The sequence below is a fragment of the Embleya sp. NPDC059213 genome (assembly GCF_042754445.1).
Classification (GTDB): domain Bacteria; phylum Actinomycetota; class Actinomycetes; order Streptomycetales; family Streptomycetaceae; genus Embleya.
This window is the reverse complement of the sequence record NZ_JBHZAV010000144.1, coordinates 1-23,273: the sequence shown is the minus strand read 5'-3', so window position 1 is coordinate 23,273 and position 23,273 is coordinate 1. Positions and strand designations below refer to the sequence as shown.

The window sequence follows — 23,273 nt, the reverse complement described above, 5'->3', positions numbered from 1 at the left end:
TACGGCCGGGCCAAGCCCGACCTCCTTCGCAAGCGCATTCTTCTCTGCCACTGAAGATCCACATCTCGTGTTTCACCAAACTCGCGACAGAGTCTAGGAGTTCCCCGCTCGCGGACGGTTGATCGCCCCACTGGCGGACGTTGAAAGTCCCCGGCGGACGGTTGATCGCCCCGCTCGTTGGTTCAGCCGAGCGGGACGACGCCTCGTCCGGTGGTGGCCTCGGCAAGGCGGTGGCTGTCGCCCTGCGTGACGACGACGTGGGCGTGGTGCAGGAGGCGGTCGACGGTCGCGGTGGCGAGGGTCTTGGGCATGATCTCGTCGAATCCAGACGGATGAAGGTTGCTGCTCACGGCCAGACTTCGCCGTTCGTAAGCGGCATCGACCAGGCGGTGGAAGCCCTCGGCGGCGCCCGGTGAGACGGGCAGGAGCCCGATGTCGTCAACGACGATCAGATTCCAGGGTCCGCAGTGCGGACTGCGTCGGGATGGGGATCGAAGACGCTTCCTCGTTCCAGATGTGGAAGGTCTTGCCGGTCGGGAAGGCCGCGCGGGTGCGGCGGGTGCGGAGGTTGGCAGCGTCGCGGCCAGCCGCCTCTTCGGCCGGCAGAGCCCGGACGATCTCTGCCGGGTCCCAGCGCTGGGCCTTCGCCGTGGCGATGATCTCGGCCATCGCCCGGCGGACGTGCGGCAGCTTCAACCTGGGTCAGTGCGATCGCCTCGTCGAACGCGGCGCCGGACGTCGCGGCGACCGCCGAGGCCGGCGCTTGGATGCGGGGCCGCGTCGCGGCCGGTAGGGCGGAATTGTCGTTCATGAAACAGGTGCTCTTGCCAGGTCGGGGCCGACGCGGGATGCCCGTCGACCGAGGTGGTGGGGTTGCTGTCGTGGGGGCCGGATAGGTTGCCCGGATGACTGACACGGACCCGCTGGTGCCCGTCCTCGCCGGACTCGTCGTCGACGTCGTCTGGTTCCTCGACAGCTGCGAGGACGACGAGGTCGACCCCGACTCCGCGGTGAAGATGACGGAGAGCGTCGCCTGGGTACTGGGGCGACTGCCGCTGGACCAGCGCGACCGGTTCCTGAAGGTCCTCGCGGACCTGGCCGAGGCCGAGGAGAACCCGGGGCGGCAGGAGTTTCTGGAGTCCTTCCCGTTCTCCTGCGGCCTGGTCGAAGAGGGGCCCGAGGGCTCAGGTCGAGCCGAAGCCTGACCAGGCGGAGGTGCCCGGCCGCAGGCTGTGGGTCTCGCTTCGGCGGATCGGCTCCGTGCGGTCGTGCTCGCCGCGCGGGGCGTCGGGGTAGTGCTCGTCGGCGATCCGCGGACTGCCCGGCCTCGAGCGCGGGTGGCGGGCGACCTCGACCGCGCTGCCCGCGGCCATTGCGGTCACGATCAGCTCGTCGCCGTGGAAGCGGACCCAGACCCGCTCGTCGACGAGCTGGTGCGGGACCGAGTAGCGGACCGCGAGTACCCCGCGATCCGTGCGCGGCGCGCGAGGATGAGCCCCGAGCGGCGTCGTGCGGCGGGCGATGTCGTCGACACGATTGCCCGCCGCGACCCGTGCGCCGCGCCGGCCGCCGAACCCGAACCGCTCGATCCCGGGGACGACATCCTCGTGGTGGACGACGACACGACCGTGTACGTCTTCCTCCTACTTCGTGCGGCTTGCGACACCCGGGCCCTTGTCGCGCGCTTCGGGTCCACCGTATGAGCGTCGTCGCGGGGGCGGAACGAGGTCGATTACTGGTCGTCCTTGAGGGCCGCGGTCATCTGCTCGTCGAGCTTGCGGACGTGGTCGCGGTAGGAGTGGAGGGTGGCGTTGACGTCCTTCAACTGCCAGTTCTCGTCGACGTCGTCGTCGGTGGTGACGAGTTCGAGGTGGTCTTCGAGCGGGCGCATGTGCAGGCCCTGCAGAACGGTCAGGAGTTGCGCGGCACCCTTGTTGCCGCCGCGGGTGCCGTACGTGGCGACGGTGGCGGGCTTGTCGTGCCATTCGTGGTACAGGAAGTCGAGGGCGTTCTTCAGGGCTGCGGGGTAGCCCCAGTTGTACTGGGGGAAGACGAACACGAAGCCGCTGTATGAGCTGACGGTGCGGCTCCATGCCCGGGTGTGTTCGTGTGCGTACTGCTGGAGGGCGGCCTTGAGGGGCTCGTCCAGCAGGGGCAGGCCGACCTGGGCCAGGTCGAGCAGCTCGTAGTGCAGCGGGCTGGTCTCCTGCGCGACGTCGCGGATCCAGGTGGCGATGTCGGGGCAGATGCGTGCGGGACGGGTGCTGCCGATGACCACCGCGATGCGGTCGCCCGCCTGTTCGGGGCCAGGTCGGGCGGTCTGCGTGTCGTTGGTGCTGGTCACTTGCGGCCTTCCCGGTCACGTGGTCGATCCCGTTGCACCCATATTCCCATCTATGGACGGGGCTCGACGTCGCCGGCACCCCGGTCGTCGCGCGTACGCCGGCCATGTCGGCTCCAGCGCGCACCGGTGCGATCACCTCGTGCCCCGGCCCCGTGACCGTGGCAGGCACCGGGTTTCGCATCCCCGTCCACGGCCGCAGCGGACACGGCTCCGCACTCCACCGGGCCGCCGACCCGGTCCCGGCCGCCGCCGAGATCGTCACCGCCCTGCAGGTCCTGGTCACCCGCACCACCGACGCCTTCGAACCGGTCACCCTCAGCGTCGGCGTCCTGCGCGCCGTCGTCCACCGCCACGTCCGTCAACGCGCCCGGCGCGAACGCCGGATCGACCAGGCCCAGCCGCGCGGCAGCGCTGTCCGCGAGCAGGTCGGTGACCTGCGGCGCGACCGTGCCGTCTACAACCTCGGCGAGAGCGTGCACACGACGATCCCGAACTCGTCCGTCTGGGCGGCCGGGGGCGTGCGGCCACCGATGATGATCACCGTCGACGGGGGCCGAGGATTTTTCTCATGCCTGCTGTCCGGTGGTGAAGAAGTCGGCCAGAACGGGGGCGAGGGGTTCCGGGTGGATGTCGTGTTCCTGGCCGGGGAAGACGTGGAGGGCGAAGTTGTCGGCCAGTGCGGCGAGTTCCCGTGCCCCGGCCAGCATCTGGGGTGCGCCCGCGTCCCCGCTGCCGACGAGGACGGGCACGGTCACCGACTGCCAGCGGTCGGCGGGCAGTGGCCGGCCGGACATGGTGTCGCCCATGACCAGGCCGTCGTAGGGCAGGGTGCGGGCGGTGGCCTCCATGCCGGCCCAGAAGGGGGCCTGCCGCATTCCGGCGACGGCTTCGGCGGGCATGCCGACGGCCGCGGTCATGAAGTAGGCCACGGCATCTCCGTACGCGCCCTGCTTGACGAGTTTCGTCAGGTGGGCGACGTAGTCGGCGGGCAGCGGCGGGCGGCTGTCGTCGGTGATGAAGGGCGGTTCGTACAGGGCCAGGCGGGAGACGGCACTGCCTCGGGCCGCGGCCTCCAGTGCCAGTACGGCACCGGAGGACATGCCGAAGACCATCGCCTCGCCGCCCACGCGCTCGATCAGCGCGTCCAGGTCCTCGACCTCGCGCTGCACGTCGTACTCCGGGCCGTCCCCGCTGTCGCCGCGGCCCCGGCGGTCGTACGTGATCACCGTGAAGTGCTCGGCCAGCACAGCGGCGAGTCCGGCAAAAGCACCGCGCGTCATGAACGCACCGCCGACGAGAACGACGGTGGGGCCCGAGCCCTGCTGCTCGTACGCGATGGCCGTGCCGTCGGCGGAGAACACCTTGTCCATGAGGAACCACTCCAGATTTCTACGCGGTACGCGGGGTCGAAAGCCCCCGAGTGCTCGGAACTGGACGGTACAGTACCCAAACGAGTACTGGTCGGTCCAGTACTCTCCAGGAGAGCCGAGACGGATGAGAGGGAGTGGACGATGGACAGTCGTTCCGTGCGCAAACACGAGGCGATCCTGGAGGCAGCGACCAGCGTTTTCCTGGACAAGGGGTACTCGGGGACGAGCATGGACGACATCGCGAAACTGGCCGCGGTGTCCAAGCAGACCGTCTACAAACACTTCTCCGACAAGGAGAAGCTCTTCGCCGAGATCGTTCTGGCCACCACCGAACGCATCGACAACCTGGTCGACTCGGTGGCCGACGTCCCAGCCGACGCCGACGACCTGGAAGAGAACCTGACCCGCCTCGCCCACCGACTCCTGACGACCCTCACCCAACCCCCGGTGATCCAACTGCGCCGCCTGATCATCGCCAACGCGGACACCTTCCCCGAACTGGGCGCCACCTGGTACGAACAAGGCTTCGAGCGCGTCCTGGTCACACTGGCAGCCACCTTCCGACGCCTCACCGACCAAGGACTCCTCAAGACCGACGACCCGATGCTGGCCGCCCACCACTTCGCCGGCCTGCTGCTGTGGATCCCGGTGAACCAGGCCATGTTCCGCGGCAACACCCGCAACACCGAGGCCGACCTCGACCGCTACGCCGCCGCCGGAATCCGCACCTTCCTCGCCGCCTACCGCTCACCGGGCGAAGCTCCGTCTCCCGTCTCCCGACCCCCTGCGCCCGAGTCCGGTCGCCGGTGACGAGTTCGCCCCTCGCGTGACCGGGGCGGGCGGTGCGGCAGCGCATACCGGCCGGGTGGTCCGCGCCTGAGTCGGATCACGGGTGGCCCGTTGTCGCCCGGCGCCGGGTCCTCGCACAGCGGCAGACCGCTTCGTGGACCAGTCGCGCAATCGGACGCGTCGCTTCTGCGCCAACGCGTGCGCGAGCCGGACCACGGTCGCGGCGCATCGGGCGCGAGCGGCGAAGAACCGTTGGGTCGTTTCCGGTGGATCGGTTCGGTTCGGTTCGGCCGACGCTCCCGGGCGAACAGGTGTCACCAGGCCACGGCGGTCTTCCAGATCGTGTAGAAGATCCCGTCCGCGGCGCGGTCGAGGGCCGTCGGGTTGATGTTGGTGGTCGTGTCGCAGGACGAGTGGTGGCACGCGTCGAAGGGGCGGTTCGCGGTTCCGCCCCACTTGGCCGCCTGCGCCGACGACTTGATGCCGCGGGTGCCCGTCGTATACCCGGACGTGGGTATGCCGGCCTCCCGGAAGGGCACGTTGTCGGAACGGCCGAATCCCTCGATGTTCTCCTCGGGGTACAGGTTCAGGGCGTTCCAGTACTGCCTCAGGGGCGCGGCCGTGGGCGACGAGACGCCGTCGACGAAGTAGCCGGCGTTGGTCGACCCGACGGCGTCGATGTTGTAGTAGGCGGTGATCGCGGCACGCTGGGACGCGGTGAGCGATTGCACGTACGACTTGGATCCATCGAAGCCCTGTTCGGTACCCGGCCACCAGATGAACCGCACACTCGCGGCCATGGCCGGGTCGGCCTGGGCCAGGGCGAGCGCGTTCTCCAGGAGGACGGCGGCACCGGAGCCGTTGTCGTTGATGCCGGGTCCGCCGAAGTCGTTGTCGAGATGGGCGCCGAACACGACGACCCGACGGTCCTCCGGGGCGTCCGGCGGCGGGGCCGGCCATTCGGCGGTCAGGTACGTGGCGGAGCGAACGCAGGGGACGCAGATCCGCTGTCGGACACTGATGCCCGCGCTCTGCAGCCTGCTCTGGATGTAGTCGCGCGACGCGTTGTATCCGTTGGTTCCGGTCACGCGATTGTTGCCGTACTGGGCGGCTATCGCCTGGAGTCGGGCCAGGTGCGACTGGACTTGGGCGACGTTGATGTCCGGTGGCGAGGTCCCGGCCGCCGGCGCCGACGCGGCGGCGGTTGGTGTGGTCATCGAGACCACCAGGGCGGCGACCGCTGCCGTGACGGTCGCGATCGTCTGCGTTCTGCGGTTCATCGAGGCTCCTCGAAGTGGAAGACGTACCTCGATCACGATTCCGGCCGGAGGTGGGCATCGGAAGCGTGCCCGAGCCGAGACCAGGCTCGCACCGGGCGCGTGGCTCCCGCAGGACACCCGGTACGGCCGGCAAGAATCGGCACACCCCTACTCCGGGCGCGCCTCGACATCCGTCGGGGTCCCGGAGCACGTTCCCGTCGAGACACCGGCGTCCCCGGGGGTGTGGGGGACGTGGAGTCGTCCCGAACTCCGAGCAACCCGGGCGGGATTCGTACGAGACCATGGGCCCCGACGGCCGACAGCCGCGGCCCGGATGTCCGCGATCGTGTCTTCGGCGTCAGTCCCAGACCAGGGACACGACTCGGTGGCCTTCGGGGTTGTCGGGAAGATCCGTGAACCGGTCGAGCCGGTGGACGAATCCTTCGATCACCCCGTCGGCGCACAAGGATTCGTGATCCACGCGGCGTTCGATCTCCCACGTCTCGGCGCTCGTGCAGAGGGCGACGGCCTCGGCCATGATGTCGTCGCGACAGACGAGGTCGTCGTGCGGTTCCACACGGATCCACGCGACGTCGGGCGCCTCCTGGAGAACGCGCAACCGTCGGCGGATCTCCGCCAGTTCGGGGCGCCCATCGGCGGGCCGGTCCGCCTCCCATCGGTTGGGGGCGAGGGAGTCCTGCGCGTCGTTGCCGACGAAGAACTCGTCGAGTGTGAGCAGCGGGAGCGCTCCGCAGCCGGATCCCCGGGTCCTCGCTGCGGACCACGTCGTGCGCGGCGGACAGGTCGTCGATCGTCTGCGGCCGGCTGTCGCCGGCGTACGCGACCACCGCCATCACACGGCCGTCGTACGCGCGCAGGGCGCGGCGAAGCGCGGCCAGGTCGTACCGGTAGTCGGTCACCGGGACTTCGAGCAGGGCGTCGCCGCAGCCGAGCCATCCCAGGGCGCCCTTGACGCTGTAGTGGCCGATCCCGGCGGGGACGACGAGCTTGAATCGGCCCGGGTCGCGGACGCCCTCGCGCATGGTGCCGGGTGCGGCGTGATCGCGCGCGAGCATCATTGCCACAGCGTTGCTGCCCGAGCCGCCCTGGGTCAGGACGCCGCCCACGTCCCACACGTGGAGGCGCACGGCTACCCCGCGCCCTGCCGCAGCCGGTCGACATCAAGACAGCGGCTTCGCCCGGCACCATGTTTGCAGCCCGGTCAGAATCCAGGACAGATGTGCTTGCGGACGACGGCCAACACGAGCTTGGCTTTCGCAGCGCCCATCGGTCCGTTCGGCGTGGTGAACCGCTGGTCGACGAGTTCGATCAGCTTCGGGTCGTCGCCGGGCCACTGCTTGATCGAGGTGCATTGGTCGCGCCCGCGGCTGACGGCGCGGTCTGCCTTGCCGTTGACGATGGCCGGGTCGATGGCGTCAAGGTCGGCCACGTACTTGGCTTGGGTGGCTGCGTCGGGCTTGGGGACGGCAACTGCTGCACCGGGTGCCGCGGCTGTGGTTGTACCGGCTTCGGCCTTCGTGGTCGGCGCAGCAGGGCTGCTTGCCTTGGGCGTGTCCGGGGTGACCGTGGCGGGTCCCGCGGCTTTGACCTTGTTGGTCTTGTCGTCGTCTCCGTTGCCGCTGCAGCCGGTGGCGAACAGGACCGCCGCCGCCAGGGTTGCTGCGGCGGCGTGTCGGGTGATGCGCTGCACTGTGCCCCCAGAGTGTGTGTTCCCTGGTAGACCGGCGGCGCGGTCGGAAGGTTGTACGGCGGTGCCGGATCGGGCCCGCCGATGCACCGCCTGGTCGAGGCGGCAACCGAAGCACGACGCGTCTGGAACGCTCGGAGCCCTGGGCGCACTTCGGCCGCGACGTCGGTGTTCAGGTTGTCGGCAGCTTGATTGCGGTGGGCCTGTTGGGTCTGGTCGCGTACCTGTTGGCCAGGTAGGCCGGACGCACGACGGCCCCGAGTCGGGTCGGCTCGGGGCCGTCGGTGGTGTATGGGTATGCCAATTACACGGGCTGTGGACCACCGACTCCAGGGCTGCCGGCCGTGTCGTGCAAGATTTCTACGGATAGACCGTCCCGTACCACCTCTGATTTTCGCCGCCATGGCACGTCCACTGTCCGGCTGCGTCACCGTCTCCGGTTCCCCAGGAAAGGATTTCGAGACATTTATCAGAATTTGCGTTGACTATATCTTCACCATCTGAGTTATGTGGAATTGCACGCCATTCTTGAGTTCGTGATCCATTGCACTCCCACTGGCCTGCCGGGGCGCCGTCGTCCGTCCGGTCGCCGCGAATCTCCAGACACAATCCGGAATTGACGTTTACGAGCGTGTAGTACCCGTTGGGGCCGTACTTTGCTATCCAATTCTGTGTATGCGAGTGGTTGCATTCCCACTGGCCTGCCGGGGCGCCGTTGTCCGTCCGGTCGCCGCGAATCTCCAGGCATCTTTGTGAAAAAACATTCTTGAACGTATGCGTTTTCCACACGATGATTGGGGCGGTGCCACCGGGGGCTGGGTCGGCGGTGGAGGGCGTGGCCATCATGGTTGTGGCCAAGGCGAGAGCACCCATTGCGCCAAGCGGGGCCCGCAAGAATCTGATTGACGGCATCGTGAAGTCTCCTTGGGTCAGATCAGATCCTTTACCAGGCAATACATGCGCGATAGTGCCATCTCGGCCAACTGGCTGTGACAGTCAGCCGGAGCCGGGTTCGGCGCGGATGCGGTCCTGCTCTGCCCTGCAAGAACAGTGACAGTGAGCTGCCGGCCCACGTGCCCTCCTGCGGCCGGAGAGGCCGGAGAGGCCGGACAGGCAGGACCGGGACATCAACCCCCGCACGGCGCAGCTCACTTCCTGGACCAGGTCGAGGACGCGGCCCGTGCGCGGCGCCCCGTCGAAACCAGGGGTGGCACGATCGCCCCGGGCCGACCGCACCGGGCGGCCCTTGAGCCCGACCCGAAACCGGCTCGAGGAGCCCACTGCCACGCAACGGGTCCCGCCGGCGGCCGAGTTTCGGGACCTTGAGGCCGAGGCGTTCGACGAGGATCGCCGGGCGTTGGAGGTAAGGGACGGCCAACAGTGATCGGCCTTCGAGCCACATTACGTCGAACAGCAAGGCGAACGAGTTTGTGGATTCCCGTGCTCGAACGAGGGTGAACCCGTGCGCGCGGGATCCGATGACGTGATTCGCGGGGCGGGTTCGAGGCCATGGATCGTTCGCTCGCCGGCCGCCCGTTGCACACCGATGGCGCGCTGCCCGAGAGGAATCCGGCCTGCGGGAACGGCGTCGGTCGCGACGGGTCGCCGGTCGTCCCGCCGGGTTGAGACAGGGAAACTCAGGCCGATCACGGGCCCAACCGCGCTCCGGCAGCGGCCCGTAGCGCTGGTGTCTCCATCGGGTCGTCGCGGAGTACGGCGATACGGTGCAGGGTCTGCGGGTGGCGGGGTGCCGAGGCGATGGCCGGCAGCCGTGCCCGTTCCTCACAGTCCCCGAGCGACTCGGTGTATGCGTCGTCCAAGCCGGACGGGTCGATCGCGGCGATCGCTTTCAGGTAGTCGGCGCGCTCGTACGAGTGCGGGGTGTGCCGCCAGTAGCGCCAGAGGACGGGCACGGCGTCGGCGGCTTCGGGGCCGAAGCGGGCCAGTCTCTTCGCCGTGGTGTCGGGACCGCACCAGGCGCGGGCCTTCCACTGTTCGGTGAGTTCGGCCACGAGCCCCGGTAGCGCCCTCGGGCCCGGGGTGGTCGGCCGGCACGTCCGTCCCCAGCCGGGCCGGCCACTCCCGCCCGTCCACGGCCCACCCCCGTGCCGCCGGCACGGCGAGGGATCCGAGGCGGTCGACCGCCCGCCGGAGCAGGGGTCGGCGGCCGTCCGGGGTTCCGAGCGAGGGCACGAGCGGGATCAACCGCTCGGCCGGCTCCCGCCCGGCCAGGGCACGCAGTGCATCGATCTTCACGTCGAACTCCGTGCCGTCGGCGGCCGGCAGGGCCGGCAGCTGCTCGTCGCTCAGCCCGCCAAGGGACGGCCGCGGAGGAAATCGCCGGCCCGGCACCCCGATCCCGAAGCGGCTCCACGGCTGCAAAGACGACCACGGAACATGCACCTCCCCGCTCCAGCGTGTCGTGGCAGGCGTAGGACAGGGTGCGGGACGTCTCGTCGTGATAGCTCATCACGCCACACCCTGCCTGCCTGGGGGCGCGGTTGTCATGTGAGATCGGCCCGAGCCACGGGACGCAGTCGTCTCAGCGGCTCGGGGCGCCGGGCCACTCTGCGTCTCCTGCGGTCCATTTGAACTGAACCGGCTGCCCCGCCGCCTATTCCGCACGACCGAATTCCGAACCTACCGACACTCGGCTACGCGTGGGTCGCCCGGCCGTGGATCACCGCACGCGCGGGAGGGCTTTGTCGGGATGGGCGGCCCGCACGTACTTGACCGTCGTACCCGTGTGGATACCGCGCGTCATCGAAGGCCGAGTTCGGTTCCCGTCTCGTCGCTGCCGGTCCGGGCGCGTAGGGCGCGGATGGACCAGTCGAGTACCGGGTGCAGGCTTTGTGGGGCGGGCCAGCCGTTGATCGTTGCCAGCAGTGCGAGGTATCGCTCCCTGCGGGGGTCGTCGATGTGTTCCAAGCGGGACAGGAGTCGCCGTCGGGACTCGGCGTCGTCCCGGGCGTCGAGGAGATGTGCGCAGCGGGTCACAAGGGTCGAGACGATCTCATCGGCCTGTGGCGAGGTGGGTTCGACGCCGCCCGCCACGACCGGGGCGATCCGGTCGCGGACGATCGCGGCCAAGGTGTTGTGTGGGGTGGGCGGAGCCCCCTCGGTGTGCGTGGCCGCCTCGTCCTGGACCATCCGTTGCATCCGGACCCGGAAGTCCGGGTCCTGGGAGAGTTCGGCCAGTTCGACCCACGCCCGGACCTGCTCCACCTCGGGGTTGTCGGGCAGTTCCGGAGTCATCGAGCGCATGATCCCCGCGAACATCGGTGCATTGCGCACATCGGCGAAGGCGGCGTGAAGGAACTCGTCTATCAATCGCCGGCGTTCGGCTTCGGACAGGGTGGCCAGACGGTGCATCAGATGTGTCTCCTCAAGGGTGGCTCCGCGTGTGGCCACAGCGCTCAGCACCGCGCGCCGCAGCCGCAGGATCCGGATCTGCACCTCCAGCGCCTCGGCATGTGCCGCGGCGACCTCCGACAGCGCGAGTTCCCGGTCCACGACCTTGCGGATGGCCGCGAGATCCAGCCCCAGATCGCGCAGGGTCCGCACCAGGTCCAGGCGCGCGACGGCACCGTCGTCGTACCGGCGGTAGCCGGCCGGGCTGCGGTCGACGGGAGGCAGCAGTCCGCAGTCCGAGTAGAACCGGACGGTTTTGACCGTGGCACCGGTGCGCCGGGCCAATTCGCCGATCGAGTAGAGCGTGTGGCCGTTCATACCCCCACCTTCGGGTCTCCCCCTGCCGGAGACTCAACCCCGGTCACGACTGAGAAAGATGTTCCCGGACGGGTACGCAGCCCGGTGACGTCGTGCCTCCGACACACACGGCGCCGGCGGTCCGGGCTGCGTTGCCTCAAGGGATCGCGCTGTGGCGCGGCGCGCGGCGGAGGGGTCCCGGCTCTTCGAGCGCGGCTGTGCCGATGCGAACGTTGGTGAGGTGGTGGGTGACGAGGATCCTGGTGCGTCCTTCGGTGAGCCGGCGGAGACCATTCGTGGCCGAGACGTCCCACGGCGGCGACTGCGGCCGCCCACCCGCACCCGCACCCGCACCCGATGTCCCCGGGCCACGGCCGGGACGGCGTTCCGGCCGCGCCGGACGACCTCGTCCCGGCGCTGCTCGCCAAGGACCCCGACCACCGTCCCGCGTCCGCGGCCGAGGTCCACCGCTGACTCCGCGAACTCCCCACCACGCCCGGCACTTCCGAGGCCGTCACCCGTGTGCCCGTCGTCACGGACCACGACGCGGCGGCGATGGGATCCGGCGCGCCGTTTATGCTCGCCCCGCCGTTCCGGTTCGCGGTTCCCTCGGTGCGACCACTGTCCGATCCGGTGACCGGCGACGAGGTCGGATCCCTTGCGCCGGGGGAGTGGTTCCTGGCCGTGGCGTCGCACGAACGCGGATTCCTGGCGGCGAGCACCATGTGGCGGGCGGCGCCGAGCCGAACCTGGTAGACGTGCCCACACGACACCCGGCGCGAACTGGTCCACCACGGCCCGGATACGCACCTACACCGCAGGCGAGGCGATCCCCACCCCCGACGAACCGGCCCGCTGCGCCGTCGCATGGGCGACCGCGCAGGCCGCCGGCGCTCACCCGGGCCGGGACGCAACGTGCCGCGAAGGCGTCGCACATCCCGCGAAGAGGCCGCTTGCGACCGGGTGTTCGGTCAGTTCGGGAGGAGGGACTCCAAGGGCACCCGGGTATCGGCCAAGCGGGCCGGGTCGACGGTCGCGCCGGAGCGGATGAGGGCCTGGACGGGTTCGACCACGTCCCAGACGTTGACGTTCATGCCCGCCAGGACCCGGTCGCCGGACAGCCAGAAGGCGATGAACTCGCGCGCGGCGGGGTCGCCGCGGAAGACGACCCGGTCGTAGCCGTCGGGTTCGACGTATCCGGTGTACTCCATGCCCAGGTCGTACTGGTCGGTGAAGAAGTACGGCAGTCGGTCGTAGACCGCGTCCTGGCCGAGCATCGCCCGGGCCGCGGTCTGCGGCTGGTTCAGCGCGTTGGCCCAGTGCTCGACTCGGATGTGCCGTCCCAACAGCGGATGGTGGGCGTTGGCGACGTCGCCGGCGGCATAGACGTCGGGGGCGGAGGTACGCAGGTGTTCGTCGGTGACGATGCCGTTGTCGACCGCGAGCCCCGCCGCATCGGCCAGGCGGGTGTCGGGGGTGACGCCGATCCCGACGACGACCGCGTCCGCCTCGATCCGGGTGCCGTCCGTGAGCAGGACGGCGTTCGCCGTGCCGGAGCCGCCGCTGATCTCGGCGACTTCGACGCCGAGCCGAAGGTCCACACCGTGATCGCGGTGCAGCTCGGCGAAGACCCGTGCCGCTTCCGGGCCGAGGGCCCGTAGCAGCGGTAGTTCCGCGCTTTCGAGCACCGCCACTTCGGCGCCCGCCGCGCGCGCGGCGGCAGCCGCCTCCAGGCCGATCCAGCCGGCCCCGATGACGACGATCCCGGCCCCGGGCCGGAACACGGCCTTGAGCCGGTCGCTGTCCTCCAGCCTCCGCAGGTACAGCACCCCGTCCAGCTCCGCGCCGGGAACCCGCAGCCGCCGCGGCGAGGCGCCGGTGGTCAGGAGCAGCGCGGCGTAGTCGAGCCGGCTGCCGTCGCCGAGGGTCAGCCGGTGCGCGGCGGGATCGAGGGCGGTGGCCGTCGTGTCCAGACGCAGGTCGATCCCATGGTCGGCGTACCATCCCTCCGGGTGGACGTACGCTTTCGCGCGCTCCTCCTTCCCGAGCAGGTAGCCCTTGGACAGGGGCGGGCGCTCGTACGGGCGCTCCCGCTCGTCGCCGATCAGCACCAGCGGGCCATCGAAGCCCTGTTCCCGGAGTGTCTGCGCGGCCTTCGCCCCGCCCAGCCCCGCTCCGACGATCACATGGGCACGGTTCACGGTCATGCGCTCTTCCTCCTACATTGGTTCCCGCACCGGTCCGGCCACGGGGATGGGGACGGGGCGGGCGCGGATCCGAACGGACAGCTCCGACACCAACGCTTTCCCCGTCGAACGCGTCGAGGGGACCTCGCACACGGGGGATTCGGTAACCGAACCCCGCCATCCTCACCCGCCCTCGGCATCCGCCTGCGGGTCCGAGCGCCCTCACGACCCGCGAACCACCCGAACGGCCCACCTCCGGGAACCCTCCATCACGCAGCCGGCTTCCTGCCGGTCGAAGGCGGGGACCTGTCGGTACGGCCGGCCGATGCCGGCCATGACGACGCCGGCCGCCGGCACCGGGGCCTCGCACGCACCCGTGGATCGCTCCCGAGCGCCGATCGATTGCGCGGCGCGCTCGGTTCAGTCCCGGTGCTGCCCTGTTCACCCTGATGCGGACGAAAGCGGATCGAGCGGGACCGCACCGTCAACCCGGTCGACGCCAGGACCGGTTCGCGGTCCGCAGCCGACACTGGCCGACTTCGCGAACTCCATGCCGACAAGGCTTGCGACATCTCCGCTCTGCGGGAGCAGAGTCGACGGTGGCGCAGACCGCAGACCGCAGACCGCAGACTGGTCGGCCCGCCGGCCGCGTTACGCTCTGCGGGCAGGCCCTCGGTCCCTGTCGGTGGGGGTCTCTACACTGTGCGTAATGACACCCGGTCCAGTCCTTCCGCTTCCCCACCCGGCTCTCCCCTCTCTGCTCCGCTCCGATCGCGCGGTGGCAACACCACCGACCCGAACCGGCGTTCGCCGCCGGGTGGGGGTGTCGCGATGAGCGACGCGCAAGACGTCGTGGGTGCGGGGGTGCCGGTACCGCACTCTCGGGTGGGTGCGCAGCAGGGTGTGTTGAACATCGTGGGCGCCCATCTGTACGCGGAGGACGCCCGGGGCCGGATCCTGCTCGGACTGCGGCATCCCGATTCCGTCTACGCGCCCTCGACCCATCACTTCCTGGCCGGTCACTGCGAGCAGGAGTCCGCCGTCGCGTGCCTGGTGCGCGAGGCTCGGGAGGAGGCCGGACTGGTGATCGACGCCGACGACGTCGAGTTCGCGCACGCCGTGCACCTCGTGGATCCGCCGGGGACTCGACCACGGATGCAGCTGATCTTCCGAGCACGGCGGTGGACGGGTACGCCGACGATCCTCGAACCGGACAAGTGCGTCGGCTGGGGCTGGTGGCACCCCCACGACCTGCCCGACCCGATCGTCCCCTACACACGCGCCGCGATCGAAGCCATCCAGGCGGGCCACCTGTACACCGAGATCGGCTGGACATAACCCGAGCGCGGCCCGAATCCCTCCTGGACGAACTCCTGCATTTCGACGGGGATTTGCGTCACCCGCCGGGCGGGGAGTCGTGCCCGGCGGGGAGCGGCGGCCAACGGCGGTCGGCGAGCACGGGACCGCCTGTGGGGCGTCAACGGCCGCTGCAAGGGCACCGCCGACGCCGGGCCGCGCCGAAGTCGATCCGCGCCGCCCGACCCGACGGCGCCCCGATCCACATCGTCCCGGACAACCTCTCCGCCCACACCGGCGCCGACATCCGCCGCCGGGCGAAGAGAACAAGGTCGAGCCGTGCTTCACCCCGACCTACGCATCCCGGGCCAACCCGATCGAGGCCCGCTTCGGCCCGCTGCGGCAGTTCACCCCGGCCAACTCCCGCCACTGCGGCCACCCCACGCAAACCCGGGCACTGCCCCGCCACCTGCGCCGGCGCACCGCCAACACCCGCCACCCCGACGTACTTGCCGCCCAACGCAAGGAATGCGCCCGCATGCGGGGCGAGAAGGGCATCCGCCGGGGCGGACGCCCCTCGACGCCGCAGCCCGACCGACCGTGAACCGCAGCCCCGGAGTGCCGAAAGGGACAAGTTCACGAGAAGGACGGCGACAGAAGGACGACTCAGGAGGCGGGCGGACCGATCTCCCCCGCAAAGACGATGACCTGGTCGATGAGGCTCCGCCGCAGATGGACGACGTCCGTTCCCGCCAGGCGGGGGCCTCCATCCGGCGTGGTGAAGACCCACTGGTACCGGGCCCACTCGTCAGGCATGTCCACCGCCGAGCAGCGCACCATCGTGCCGGTCCCCGCCGGGTGGCGCCGGATGTCCAGCACGAACCGCTCGACCGCCGCGATTCCTTCGCTGCGACCCAACGGCCCCCAGAAGACCACGTCCGAGGTCAGGGCCTGGGAGAGCAGGGCAGTCACATAGCTGTCGTCCGAGGCGTTGAACGCGGACATGAATGTGTCGATCGCGGAGCGTGCCGTCTCTTCCTGCATGCCCCAGTAATACCAGCCGTTGCGCGTGCGCTCGTCCCGCGAGCCGCCTTCCGATCACCGTGGACCATCCCGGTCACAGCACTGGGTGTACGTGCGCACCGAGCCGCCGGGTCCATTCGCGGGCCGCCGTCACGGTGGGACCGGCCAGGGTCTCGGCCCGCTCGGTGTAGGCGTCGAAGGCGTCTGCGCGGTGCGCCGTCCGGTCCGCCGTTCGGTTTTCCCGTCCGGTCCATCCGGTGCCGACTGCTGTTCACCGCGCCGTGCACAACCTGGATGCGGAATGGGTAGGTTCGTGGTGTCTTCGGCGTGTATCGCCGGGTCGACTCGACGGGCTGATAGCTTGCGCGGATGATCACCGGTGCACACACGATCATCTACGCGACCGACGCCGAGGCTGCACGCGCGTTCTTCCGCGACGTGCTTGGGTTCGGGCACGTCGACGCCGGAGGCGGCTGGCTCATCTTCAAGTCCCCGCCGAGCGAACTGGCCGTACACCCGGCCGACCCGCACGCCGCCGGTGTCGCCGAACTGTTCCTGATGTGCGACGACCTCGCCGCCACGGTCACCGAACTGAAGTCCAAGGGCGTCGAGTTCACCACGGACGTCACCGAACAGGGCTGGGGCCTGGTCACCACCCTGGCCGTCCCGGGCGCGGGCACACTCGGGCTGTACCAACCACACCACGACACCGCGTACGACCTGGCCCGACCCGGTTGACGTTCCCGCCCCCACCCGCCCGGTTCAGCTGACGGGCTCACGCGCTCCGCCTGTGCGTCGTCTTCATTGCCGGTTGGCCAGCGGACGCCGCGCCGGCGTCGTAGCGGTCGCGGTAGCCGATCGGTGCGCATGGGGGACGGGGGAAGGTTGCGCGCGGCCGGGGTGGCGGCGGCGCCTGCCGTCCCGCCGACTGCTTGATCGTGCCGCATGCTCACGAGCCGGAGCGCCGGGTTCCCGACCCGGAAGTAATCGAGTGCCTCCGGATCCCGTCCCGCGCGCAACGCCGTACGTGGATGTCGGCTGGTCTCGCGAAGGCAGGGATCGCGGGGTACTGAGTCCCGGGAGAACGAACACTGCGCCCCCGCACCCGACTTCACACCGGGTGAGGGGAGCGTGCGCAAACAGACGTTCGACTCCTACGCCACCGCCGTCGACTGGACCGACACCGACCACGTCGCCCGCGCACTGTGGGTGTTCGAGACCCTGCTGCGCCGGGTCGATCGCGACGACCGCCGCGACGGCGACGGGATCACCGCGGACTCACGGGCGGATCTGCCGGAGGCGTTCGCGCGCGACGGTGTGCGCCTGGACGACGGCCCCGCAGGCGGACACCGCTCGAGAGCGCACCGCTGCCACCGGGAGGCGCGGGCGCCTGCCCACCCGCACACCACGTCGAACAGGCCCGCGCCCCAACCGCGACCCGGTCCCGCTCCGACACACCCATCACCGTCCCGGCACTCCACAATCCCACCGCGCCCCGACCCCAACCCGCACCACACGGACCACCACCCCCGCCTGCGCCGCTACGTCGCAGACGGCCGGATCGTGGACATCGGCCCGTGCAGCCCACCGTGCCCACTTCCCGGAACGCTGCGCGCCGCAGGTCCGAGCCGATGGCCGGCCTGCGGATCCTCGGCGCCCCGCTCGTGCCGACCGCCATCGCCATCCAACAAACCGCCCACCGAACCCCGACCACCCCCTGAACACCCCCGGACCGCCCGGCGGTTGCCCAGGCTTCGGCCCCGGCGCCCCGGGCGGTCGGGCGATCCGGCCCCCGCCTCAGCCGGTGAGGCCGGCTGCGGTCAGGGTGAGGTGGCGGGTCAGTACCTCGGCGGCGGTGTTCGCGTCGCGGGCCAGCGCCGCCTCCTCCAGGTCGCGGTGTTCGTCGATACCGTCCCGGCCCGGGTTGCGGTGCGCCGACCAGCGGCGCGCCAGTTCGCTCGCGGTCCACATGCGGTCGAAGGTCTCGAGGAGGACGCGGTTGCCGCACCCGTCCAGCAGGGTGCGGTGGAAGACCCGGTGCGCCTCGGCCCAGGCGGCGGTGTAGTACTCGCCCTCCTCCGGCATGTACGGCGGCGTGCGGGCCAGCCGGTGGTGGGCGGCTCGCACCCGGGCCTCCCAGTCGAGGTCGCCGCGCTCGATGGACATGCGCAGCAGGACCGGTTCGACGGTCCGGCGCGCTTCCGCGATCTCCTGCCAACGGCGATCCGAGTAGGCCGGGACGGCGAACCCGCGGTTGGCGAGCCGGTCGGCGAGGCCGTCGCCGACGACGCGTACGAGCGCCTCGCGCACGACGGCGAGGCTCACCCCCTGTTCTCTGGCAAGGTCCTGCGGCTTGAGCGCGTCACCGGGGGCATAGTCCCCGCGCATGATCGCGTCCCGCAGGTGTGTGTAGACCTGCTCGGAGAGCATCTGCTTCCCCGGTGGGGACGGGGTATGGACCGCCTGAGTCATGCGCCCATCGTAGACGATCCAACAAATAATCGATTATCTTTGCTATCATCGATTCAGTCGGTTCGGACCGGACCGGTACACCCCGAAAGGAACGACACGATGAGCGGTAACAACCCCTTCGCCCGCCTTCCCGAGGCGGCCTCGTTCACCGTCACCAGCACCACCGTCGCCGACGCCGGCGCCTGGCCGCCCGAGCAGTACTCCGGCATCTTCGGCGTCCCCCAAGGAAAGGACCTCTCCCCGCAGTTGTCCTGGCGTGGCGCCCCGGAAGGCACCAGGAGCTACGCCGTCACCGTCCACGACCCCGACGCCCCGACCGGGTCCGGGTTCTGGCACTGGGCGGTCGCCGGCATCCCCGCCGACGTCACCGACCTGCCCGAGGGCGCCGGCGACGACACCGGTTCGGGCCTGCCCGAGGGAGCCTTCCAACTGCCCAACGACGCCCGCATGGCCCGCTTCGTCGGCGCCGCCCCGCCCGCCGGACACGGCCCGCACCGCTACTTCGTCGTCGTCCACGCCCTCGACGTCGAGTCCATCGACGTACCGGCCGATGCCACCCCGGCGATGCTCGGCTTCATGATGGCCCCACACATCCTCGGCCGCGCGGTCCTGACCGCCACCGCCGAAACGCCGGGCCCGGGCGACATACCGCGCCCGGGCGGGAACGCCGAACGCATCGAGGTCTCCCGGCTCGTCCCGGCCCCCGCCGACGCCATCTTCGCCGTCCTGACCGACCCCGAGGGCCACGTGGACATCGACGCCTCGGGAATGCTCCTGGACGCCGAAGGCGCACCCGTCGAGCGCCCCGGCGACCGATTCCTCGTGCACATGGACCGGGAAGCCCTCGGCGACGTGCCCCTGGGCCGGTACGACGTCGAGGTGGTCATCACCACGCTCACCCCGGACGCGGAGATCGCCTGGACCGTCGAGGGCCGGATCCGGCCGCACGTCCGGCACGTCTACGGCTACCGACTGGAGCCGGCCGAGGGCGGCACCCTCGTCACGTCCTACTTCGACTGGTCGCAGGTCCCGGACGCGTGGCGGCAGCGCATCACCTTCCCGCTGATCCCCGAATCCGCCCTCAAGGCCACCCTCGGCATCCTCGAACGCACCGTGCGCCGCAGGTCCGCCGCCTGACCGCACCGACCGCGTGCCCGGCGACGTCGGCGGGCCGCGTCAGGAGGTCACCGTCGCCGCCGTGGTCGGCAGTTCCGTCGGCGTCCTGGTGAAGTCGCGCAGCGGGTTCGAGGCCACCGTCCACGCGTCGGCGTCGTCGCGCAGGTGGGTTCGGACCAGGTCGCGGGCGTACCCGTGGCAGACGATCAGCGCGTGGCCGGCCGCCCGGGCCCCGGTCGGAATCTCACTCGGGGTGAGCAGGCCCTCGTAGAGCGGGTCGCCGAGTCCCCGGATCGGCAGGTCGCGTACGGGAGGGTCGGCGATCAGCGCGCGGGCGACGGCGGGCGAACGGATCGACCCGTGCGAGAAATAGCCCGGTTGGCGCCGGACCAGGGCCGGGATCAGCGCCTCGGGACAGTCCGGGTGGTTCGCCCCGACCGTTGGGCCGCCGGGCCGCCGGGCTGCGCGTCGGCGCGGGGGTCGCCCCCGGCTCCTCGGCCGGCCGGGCCCGCAGCGCGGGCGGCGCGTGCGGGGGCAGCGCGCGCAGCGGTTCCGGCGCCGGCCACGTGGTCGGGTCCGCCGTCGACGCGCGGCCCTCGACGCGGTGGTGGGTGCGGCCGTGGTCGGGATTGAAGTAGCAGATGCCCTCGTCGGCGTCCGCGAGCATCTAGCGGACATGGGAGGCGAGTTCGTCGTCCACCGCCTCCAGTGCCCACACCGCGTCGCCGCGCGGTGATCCGTCGGGCCAACCGGTACGGGAACTCCCCGGGCGCGCGGCGGGCCGGCGCGAGCGCGACCGGAGGGGCCAGGGGGTGCCGACCGGCGCCGAACGCGAGCAGGTCCTCGGGATCCGACGCGGCCACCACCCGCGCCGCCAACTCCGGATCGGCCCGTGACAGCAGCAGCGACGGCGGACCGGGGGCGTCGCGGAGCAGATCGGCCGGCGCGACGCCGGGCCGGGCCGACCCGGGCGGCGGCGCCGACTCGGCGACGTGGCGCAGCAATTCGTGCACTTTCCCCGGATACGCCGGCCCCACCTGGGCCCGGCCGCAACCACCCGTTCACGTCGCCCGGCAGCAGCGCACGCAGCCCCGTCACCCCGGCGCGAACGCGCCCGCCTGCGCCCAGCGCGGGCAGAAGCCGTCGACCGAGCGCAGCACGTCCCACGCGGGCCGGCCTTCGGCCAGGAACCGCTCGGGCGGCAACACCCGTTCCAGCAGCGCCCGTTCGCGCGGGGCGGTTGGCGTGGTCGGGGATGGCGTCGAACTCGACCACCGCCTCCGGCGGACAGCCTCCGGTACCGGCGAGCGCCGCGGCCACCACGGGTGTGAACGGGCTCTCCCGATGCGCCCGCATCACCTCGTCCCAGTGCAACAGCCCGTCCACGAGGGAGAGTAGGTGTCGGGCCTCGGCGCGGCCCAGCCCGCTGCTCCGCAGCAGCGCGATCACCGTGGGCCCGACGGACCGTACATCGCTTCCTGCACGATGTCCCCCGACCCCTGGACGTCACACGCCTGGACCGGTTGTCCGATCACCTCGCCCGCCCCGCCGACCCCGCAACGACCACACCGTGAGGACGGTGACCGCGAGCCACCCGACCCGAATCGGCCCGCGTGTGTCGCCTGTGTCGCGACCGCGCACCGCCGCCGACACCGGCGTCGCGTTACCTCGGCCGGGCGATGCGGGTACCGGAGCGGCCGCGCCCCGCCCCCGGGGTGGGCAGTATCCCGGCGCGGTGCATCCGCCCCTTCGCACCAACCGGGCCTGGTGGGCCGGTTCGCCGGAAACGCGGCGAACACTGCGGATCCCGTTTGGAGCCGCCGTCCGGGTACGGCGGATGTCCTTTTTCCGACGAGGACCGGGGCGGCGGTGCCCGCCGACGACGCCGTCCCCGACACGTGTGGGCCGAAGGGATCCGCCGGTTGTCCCCGCAGGCTCAGTGGGTGTCGGTTCGGTTCTCGATGCCCTGGGCGGGGAGGTGGTGGTCGAGGGATCGGTAGTCGTCGTGGGTCGTGCCGGGGGCGGGCGTGTTGAGGATGCCGATGTATACGGGTCCGCGTGTGGTTCGGGTCCGCAGCGCGGTCCACTGGTCGAGTTCGTGTTCGGCGTACGCGTGGATCAGGGCGGCGAGTCGGATCTCGTGGGCCGGGGTGAACCGGTTCTCCCGCGTGCCCAGCGGGGGCAGCAGGTGGTCGATCGAGCGGAAGTAGCCGTCGGTGGTGTCCGGGGGGAACGCGCGGAACATCTCGAGGTACACGTGCCCGTACGTCGTCCGGGCCCGCAGCATGGTCGTCTCGTCGAGGGCGTGTTGGGCGTACTCGTGCAGCAGGACGATGAGTTGCCTTCGGTCGGCGTCGTCGAAGCCGGTCATCGCACCAGCGTATCGGCGCCCACCCGGCCGGGGCCTCGGAGCGCGGGCCGTCCGCTTGCCGCGCCCGGTCGATGTCGTCGTGCATGAAGGGCAAGGCCCCACCGGACAATTCCGATGGTCAGGTACCGCCGGAGCCGTGTACGACTACGGCATGACCGTCACGCCCACCGACCAGTACGTGTGGGCGGGCGACCCCGACACCGGACGTCGATGGCCGATCCCGGACCCGACCCGGACCTGATGCCGGCCCGCCCCGACGAACGCCCCTGCCCAAACACGAGAACGGAGGCGTTCGTCGGGAGTCGACGGTGTCACTTCCGGAGACGCGCGTTCTCCGCGTACGTGTCGAACAGACACGCAGCCGCGTGGTGGTGGCCCGCTGCCCTGCTCGCCACGGCCCTGGCTCTGATCGCCCGATACCGCTTCCGCGCCGCAGGCGACGGTCCGAACCTGCCCGAGGAGGGAGGCGGGTTCGCTCACGCGCGGGCGAACACCGCGATGTCGTAGCGTTCGCGCACCGGTCGCGGCGTGGTCTCGGATTCGGCGGCGGCGTCGAGCGCCAGTCGGCGCAGGCCCTCGTCGTAGTCGGCGTCGGTCAGGCATGTGAACTTCGACTGCGGACGCGTGGTCATCCGGGTGTGGAATTCGCGCAGGCTCGCGGTGACCGGCTGTTCGAAGGAGGTGATCTCCCGGACCATGAAGCCGCACGCGGCGAAGTCGGCGACGATCTCCTCCCGTCCGGGGAACCGCCGTTCGTCACTGTCTCGCAGGCGGGGCCAGTAGTGGTAGACGAGCGCGTCCAGGCGCTCCCGAAAAGTCGTGCGGATCACCACGACACCGTCGGGCCGCAGGATGCGCGCCAACTCGCGGGCGCAGGCGCGACGATCCGGCAGGTGGTGTACCACGCGTGAGAGGAGCGCGAGGTCGAACAGCCCCCCGCGTGTGGGCACCGCGTCCGCGCAGCCGCCGACGTAGCGCACCCGGGGATGCCCGTTGTGCCGCGCGGCCTCGCCGAGCATGACCACCGAGGGGTCGACCCCGACCACGAGCGAGGCCCGCTCCCACTCGGCCAGCGCCGCACAGAACATCCCGGTGCCCGCCCCGATCTCCACGACCGTCGGCGCCGGCCGCGGCGCATACGCCCCGATCACCTGTGCCCAGGCCCGAAGCGCCGCCTCGGGCATCTCGTTCCCGGCCTGATAGACCCCCGCCAACAGCGCATCGTCGTAGACCCGAGCCATCCCGCGATCCTCCCGACCCGACCACCCCTTGACAAGACCCCCGGTCCCGAACGCTTCCGCCCGCGCGTCGAGCCGGACGGCGGTCAACGTGTGTGAATTCGAGGCGCGTTCGGCCAGACCCGGCTTCTGCCGGGCACGGCCGCAACGCGATGACGACTGAACTCGTCCGGCATCGAGCCGGGCGGAGACGGCGCCGGCCGGCTCGGCGCCCGGCGCGCACGTGCGCCCCGGCGTCGCGCAGGGAGTGTTCGACGAGTTCTGTGTCCAGGTCGTGGTGCCCAGGGGTCGCCGCCGCGCCGGGATGGCTGTGTCCGGTCGACGGAGTTCGCCGGCAGGTGGCCTGCCGCCGTATCCGGGTCCCGCAGCGCGGCGGGCGCGGCGGGACAGCTC

Annotated in this window: 21 protein-coding genes and 5 pseudogenes; 10 read left to right on the top strand and 16 right to left on the bottom strand. The window is 70.9% G+C overall.

The features are described 5' to 3' along the window. Positions 1–182: 182 nt before the first annotated feature. Positions 183–769, bottom strand: a pseudogene (locus tag ACFXMF_RS35800) (ATP-binding protein). Between the two features lie 136 nt (positions 770–905). Between ACFXMF_RS35800 and ACFXMF_RS35795 the strand changes: the two are divergent. Further along, positions 906–1,205 carry a hypothetical protein gene (locus ACFXMF_RS35795; RefSeq protein WP_379989913.1) on the top strand — a complete coding sequence of 100 codons (300 nt, stop codon included), beginning with the start codon at positions 906–908 and terminating at the stop codon, positions 1,203–1,205. Here the strand turns inward: ACFXMF_RS35795 and ACFXMF_RS35790 are convergent. Together ACFXMF_RS35790 and ACFXMF_RS35785 are read right to left on the bottom strand one after the other, a co-directional pair. Continuing rightward, positions 1,185–1,463 (bottom strand): annotated as a pseudogene (locus ACFXMF_RS35790) (hypothetical protein); the annotation flags it as partial. The gene ACFXMF_RS35795 and the pseudogene ACFXMF_RS35790 sit on opposite strands and share 21 nt — an antisense overlap. 269 nt (positions 1,464–1,732) lie before the next feature. Then, positions 1,733–2,344, bottom strand: coding sequence for an NADPH-dependent FMN reductase (locus ACFXMF_RS35785; protein WP_360313969.1), 612 nt, complete (start codon positions 2,342–2,344; stop codon positions 1,733–1,735). A gap of 104 nt (positions 2,345–2,448) precedes the next feature. On the opposite strand from ACFXMF_RS35785, the pseudogene ACFXMF_RS35780 reads away from it, so the two are divergent. Beyond that, positions 2,449–2,619: pseudogene (locus tag ACFXMF_RS35780) on the top strand (peptidase dimerization domain-containing protein); the annotation flags it as partial. Positions 2,620–2,910: 291 nt separating this feature from the next. Here the strand turns inward: ACFXMF_RS35780 and ACFXMF_RS35775 are convergent. Beyond that, on the bottom strand, positions 2,911–3,714 hold the full coding sequence (locus tag ACFXMF_RS35775; protein ID WP_379989919.1) for an alpha/beta fold hydrolase: 804 nt from the start codon (positions 3,712–3,714) through the stop codon (positions 2,911–2,913). Positions 3,715–3,855: 141 nt separating this feature from the next. On the opposite strand from ACFXMF_RS35775, the gene ACFXMF_RS35770 reads away from it, so the two are divergent. Together ACFXMF_RS35770 and ACFXMF_RS35765 are read left to right on the top strand one after the other, a co-directional pair. Then, on the top strand, positions 3,856–4,524 hold the full coding sequence (locus tag ACFXMF_RS35770) for a TetR/AcrR family transcriptional regulator (RefSeq protein ID WP_379989917.1): 669 nt from the start codon (positions 3,856–3,858) through the stop codon (positions 4,522–4,524). Between the two features lie 82 nt (positions 4,525–4,606). Continuing rightward, positions 4,607–4,891, top strand: coding sequence for a CGNR zinc finger domain-containing protein (locus ACFXMF_RS35765; protein ID WP_379989912.1), 285 nt, complete (start codon positions 4,607–4,609; stop codon positions 4,889–4,891). Here the strand turns inward: ACFXMF_RS35765 and ACFXMF_RS35760 are convergent. From ACFXMF_RS35760 to ACFXMF_RS35735, 6 genes are all read right to left on the bottom strand, one after another. Then, positions 4,818–5,783 carry a M28 family peptidase gene (locus ACFXMF_RS35760; protein ID WP_379989911.1) on the bottom strand — a complete coding sequence of 322 codons (966 nt, stop codon included), beginning with the start codon at positions 5,781–5,783 and terminating at the stop codon, positions 4,818–4,820. The two genes, ACFXMF_RS35765 and ACFXMF_RS35760, sit on opposite strands and share 74 nt — an antisense overlap. Positions 5,784–6,120: 337 nt before the next feature. After that, positions 6,121–6,381, bottom strand: coding sequence for a hypothetical protein (locus tag ACFXMF_RS35755; protein WP_360313983.1), 261 nt, complete (start codon positions 6,379–6,381; stop codon positions 6,121–6,123). 603 nt (positions 6,382–6,984) lie between these two features. Continuing rightward, the gene (locus tag ACFXMF_RS35750; protein WP_360313985.1) at positions 6,985–7,473 is read right to left on the bottom strand and encodes a hypothetical protein; all 489 of its coding nucleotides are present in this window, start codon (positions 7,471–7,473) and stop codon (positions 6,985–6,987) included. A 357-nt stretch (positions 7,474–7,830) separates the two neighbouring features. Beyond that, positions 7,831–8,313: an RICIN domain-containing protein gene (locus tag ACFXMF_RS35745; protein WP_379989915.1), complete on the bottom strand. Its 483-nt coding sequence runs from the start codon at positions 8,311–8,313 to the stop codon at positions 7,831–7,833. Between the two features lie 803 nt (positions 8,314–9,116). Next, on the bottom strand, positions 9,117–9,482 hold the full coding sequence (locus tag ACFXMF_RS35740; RefSeq protein WP_379989910.1) for a hypothetical protein: 366 nt from the start codon (positions 9,480–9,482) through the stop codon (positions 9,117–9,119). Positions 9,483–10,230: 748 nt separating this feature from the next. Next, positions 10,231–11,199: a MerR family transcriptional regulator gene (locus tag ACFXMF_RS35735; RefSeq protein WP_379989909.1), complete on the bottom strand. Its 969-nt coding sequence runs from the start codon at positions 11,197–11,199 to the stop codon at positions 10,231–10,233. Between the two features lie 501 nt (positions 11,200–11,700). Between ACFXMF_RS35735 and ACFXMF_RS35730 the strand changes: the two genes are divergently transcribed. Beyond that, positions 11,701–11,934 (top strand): hypothetical protein, encoded by a 234-nt coding sequence (locus ACFXMF_RS35730; protein ID WP_379989907.1) that lies wholly within the window; start codon positions 11,701–11,703, stop codon positions 11,932–11,934. Between the two features lie 215 nt (positions 11,935–12,149). Here the strand turns inward: ACFXMF_RS35730 and ACFXMF_RS35725 are convergent, their stop codons facing one another. Beyond that, positions 12,150–13,385, bottom strand: coding sequence for an NAD(P)/FAD-dependent oxidoreductase (locus ACFXMF_RS35725; RefSeq protein WP_379989905.1), 1,236 nt, complete (start codon positions 13,383–13,385; stop codon positions 12,150–12,152). Positions 13,386–14,195: 810 nt separating this feature from the next. On the opposite strand from ACFXMF_RS35725, the gene ACFXMF_RS35720 reads away from it, so the two are divergent. Both ACFXMF_RS35720 and ACFXMF_RS35715 read left to right on the top strand, forming a co-directional pair. Next, positions 14,196–14,702: an NUDIX domain-containing protein gene (locus ACFXMF_RS35720; RefSeq protein WP_379989904.1), complete on the top strand. Its 507-nt coding sequence runs from the start codon at positions 14,196–14,198 to the stop codon at positions 14,700–14,702. 123 nt (positions 14,703–14,825) lie between these two features. After that, positions 14,826–15,264, top strand: a pseudogene (locus tag ACFXMF_RS35715) (transposase); the annotation flags it as partial. Positions 15,265–15,326: 62 nt separating this feature from the next. Here the strand turns inward: ACFXMF_RS35715 and ACFXMF_RS35710 are convergent. Next, positions 15,327–15,704, bottom strand: a complete 378-nt coding sequence (locus ACFXMF_RS35710) for a nuclear transport factor 2 family protein (RefSeq protein WP_379989903.1) — start codon at positions 15,702–15,704, stop codon at positions 15,327–15,329. A 348-nt stretch (positions 15,705–16,052) separates the two neighbouring features. Between ACFXMF_RS35710 and ACFXMF_RS35705 the strand changes: the two genes are divergently transcribed. Continuing rightward, entirely contained in the window at positions 16,053–16,421 is a 369-nt protein-coding gene (locus tag ACFXMF_RS35705) for a VOC family protein (RefSeq protein ID WP_379989902.1), read from the top strand. Positions 16,422–17,480: 1,059 nt separating this feature from the next. On the opposite strand, the gene ACFXMF_RS35700 is transcribed toward ACFXMF_RS35705, so the two are convergent. Further along, on the bottom strand, positions 17,481–18,155 hold the full coding sequence (locus ACFXMF_RS35700; protein ID WP_379989901.1) for a GntR family transcriptional regulator: 675 nt from the start codon (positions 18,153–18,155) through the stop codon (positions 17,481–17,483). Between the two features lie 99 nt (positions 18,156–18,254). On the opposite strand from ACFXMF_RS35700, the pseudogene ACFXMF_RS35695 reads away from it, so the two are divergent. Both ACFXMF_RS35695 and ACFXMF_RS35690 read left to right on the top strand, forming a co-directional pair. Next, positions 18,255–18,788: pseudogene (locus ACFXMF_RS35695) on the top strand (YbhB/YbcL family Raf kinase inhibitor-like protein); the annotation flags it as partial. After that, a complete protein-coding gene (locus ACFXMF_RS35690; RefSeq protein ID WP_379989914.1) occupies positions 18,765–19,292 on the top strand; it encodes an SRPBCC family protein in 528 nt (175 codons plus the stop codon). The pseudogene ACFXMF_RS35695 and the gene ACFXMF_RS35690, both read left to right, overlap by 24 nt. A 39-nt stretch (positions 19,293–19,331) precedes the next feature. Here the strand turns inward: ACFXMF_RS35690 and ACFXMF_RS35685 are convergent, their stop codons facing one another. From ACFXMF_RS35685 to ACFXMF_RS35675, 3 genes are all read right to left on the bottom strand, one after another. Further along, positions 19,332–19,949 carry a hypothetical protein gene (locus ACFXMF_RS35685; protein WP_379989900.1) on the bottom strand — a complete coding sequence of 206 codons (618 nt, stop codon included), beginning with the start codon at positions 19,947–19,949 and terminating at the stop codon, positions 19,332–19,334. A gap of 1,258 nt (positions 19,950–21,207) precedes the next feature. After that, entirely contained in the window at positions 21,208–21,642 is a 435-nt protein-coding gene (locus ACFXMF_RS35680; RefSeq protein WP_379989899.1) for a hypothetical protein, read from the bottom strand. A 476-nt stretch (positions 21,643–22,118) separates the two neighbouring features. Beyond that, a complete protein-coding gene (locus tag ACFXMF_RS35675) occupies positions 22,119–22,883 on the bottom strand; it encodes a class I SAM-dependent methyltransferase (protein ID WP_379989898.1) in 765 nt (254 codons plus the stop codon). Between the last annotated feature and the right edge of the window lie 390 nt (positions 22,884–23,273).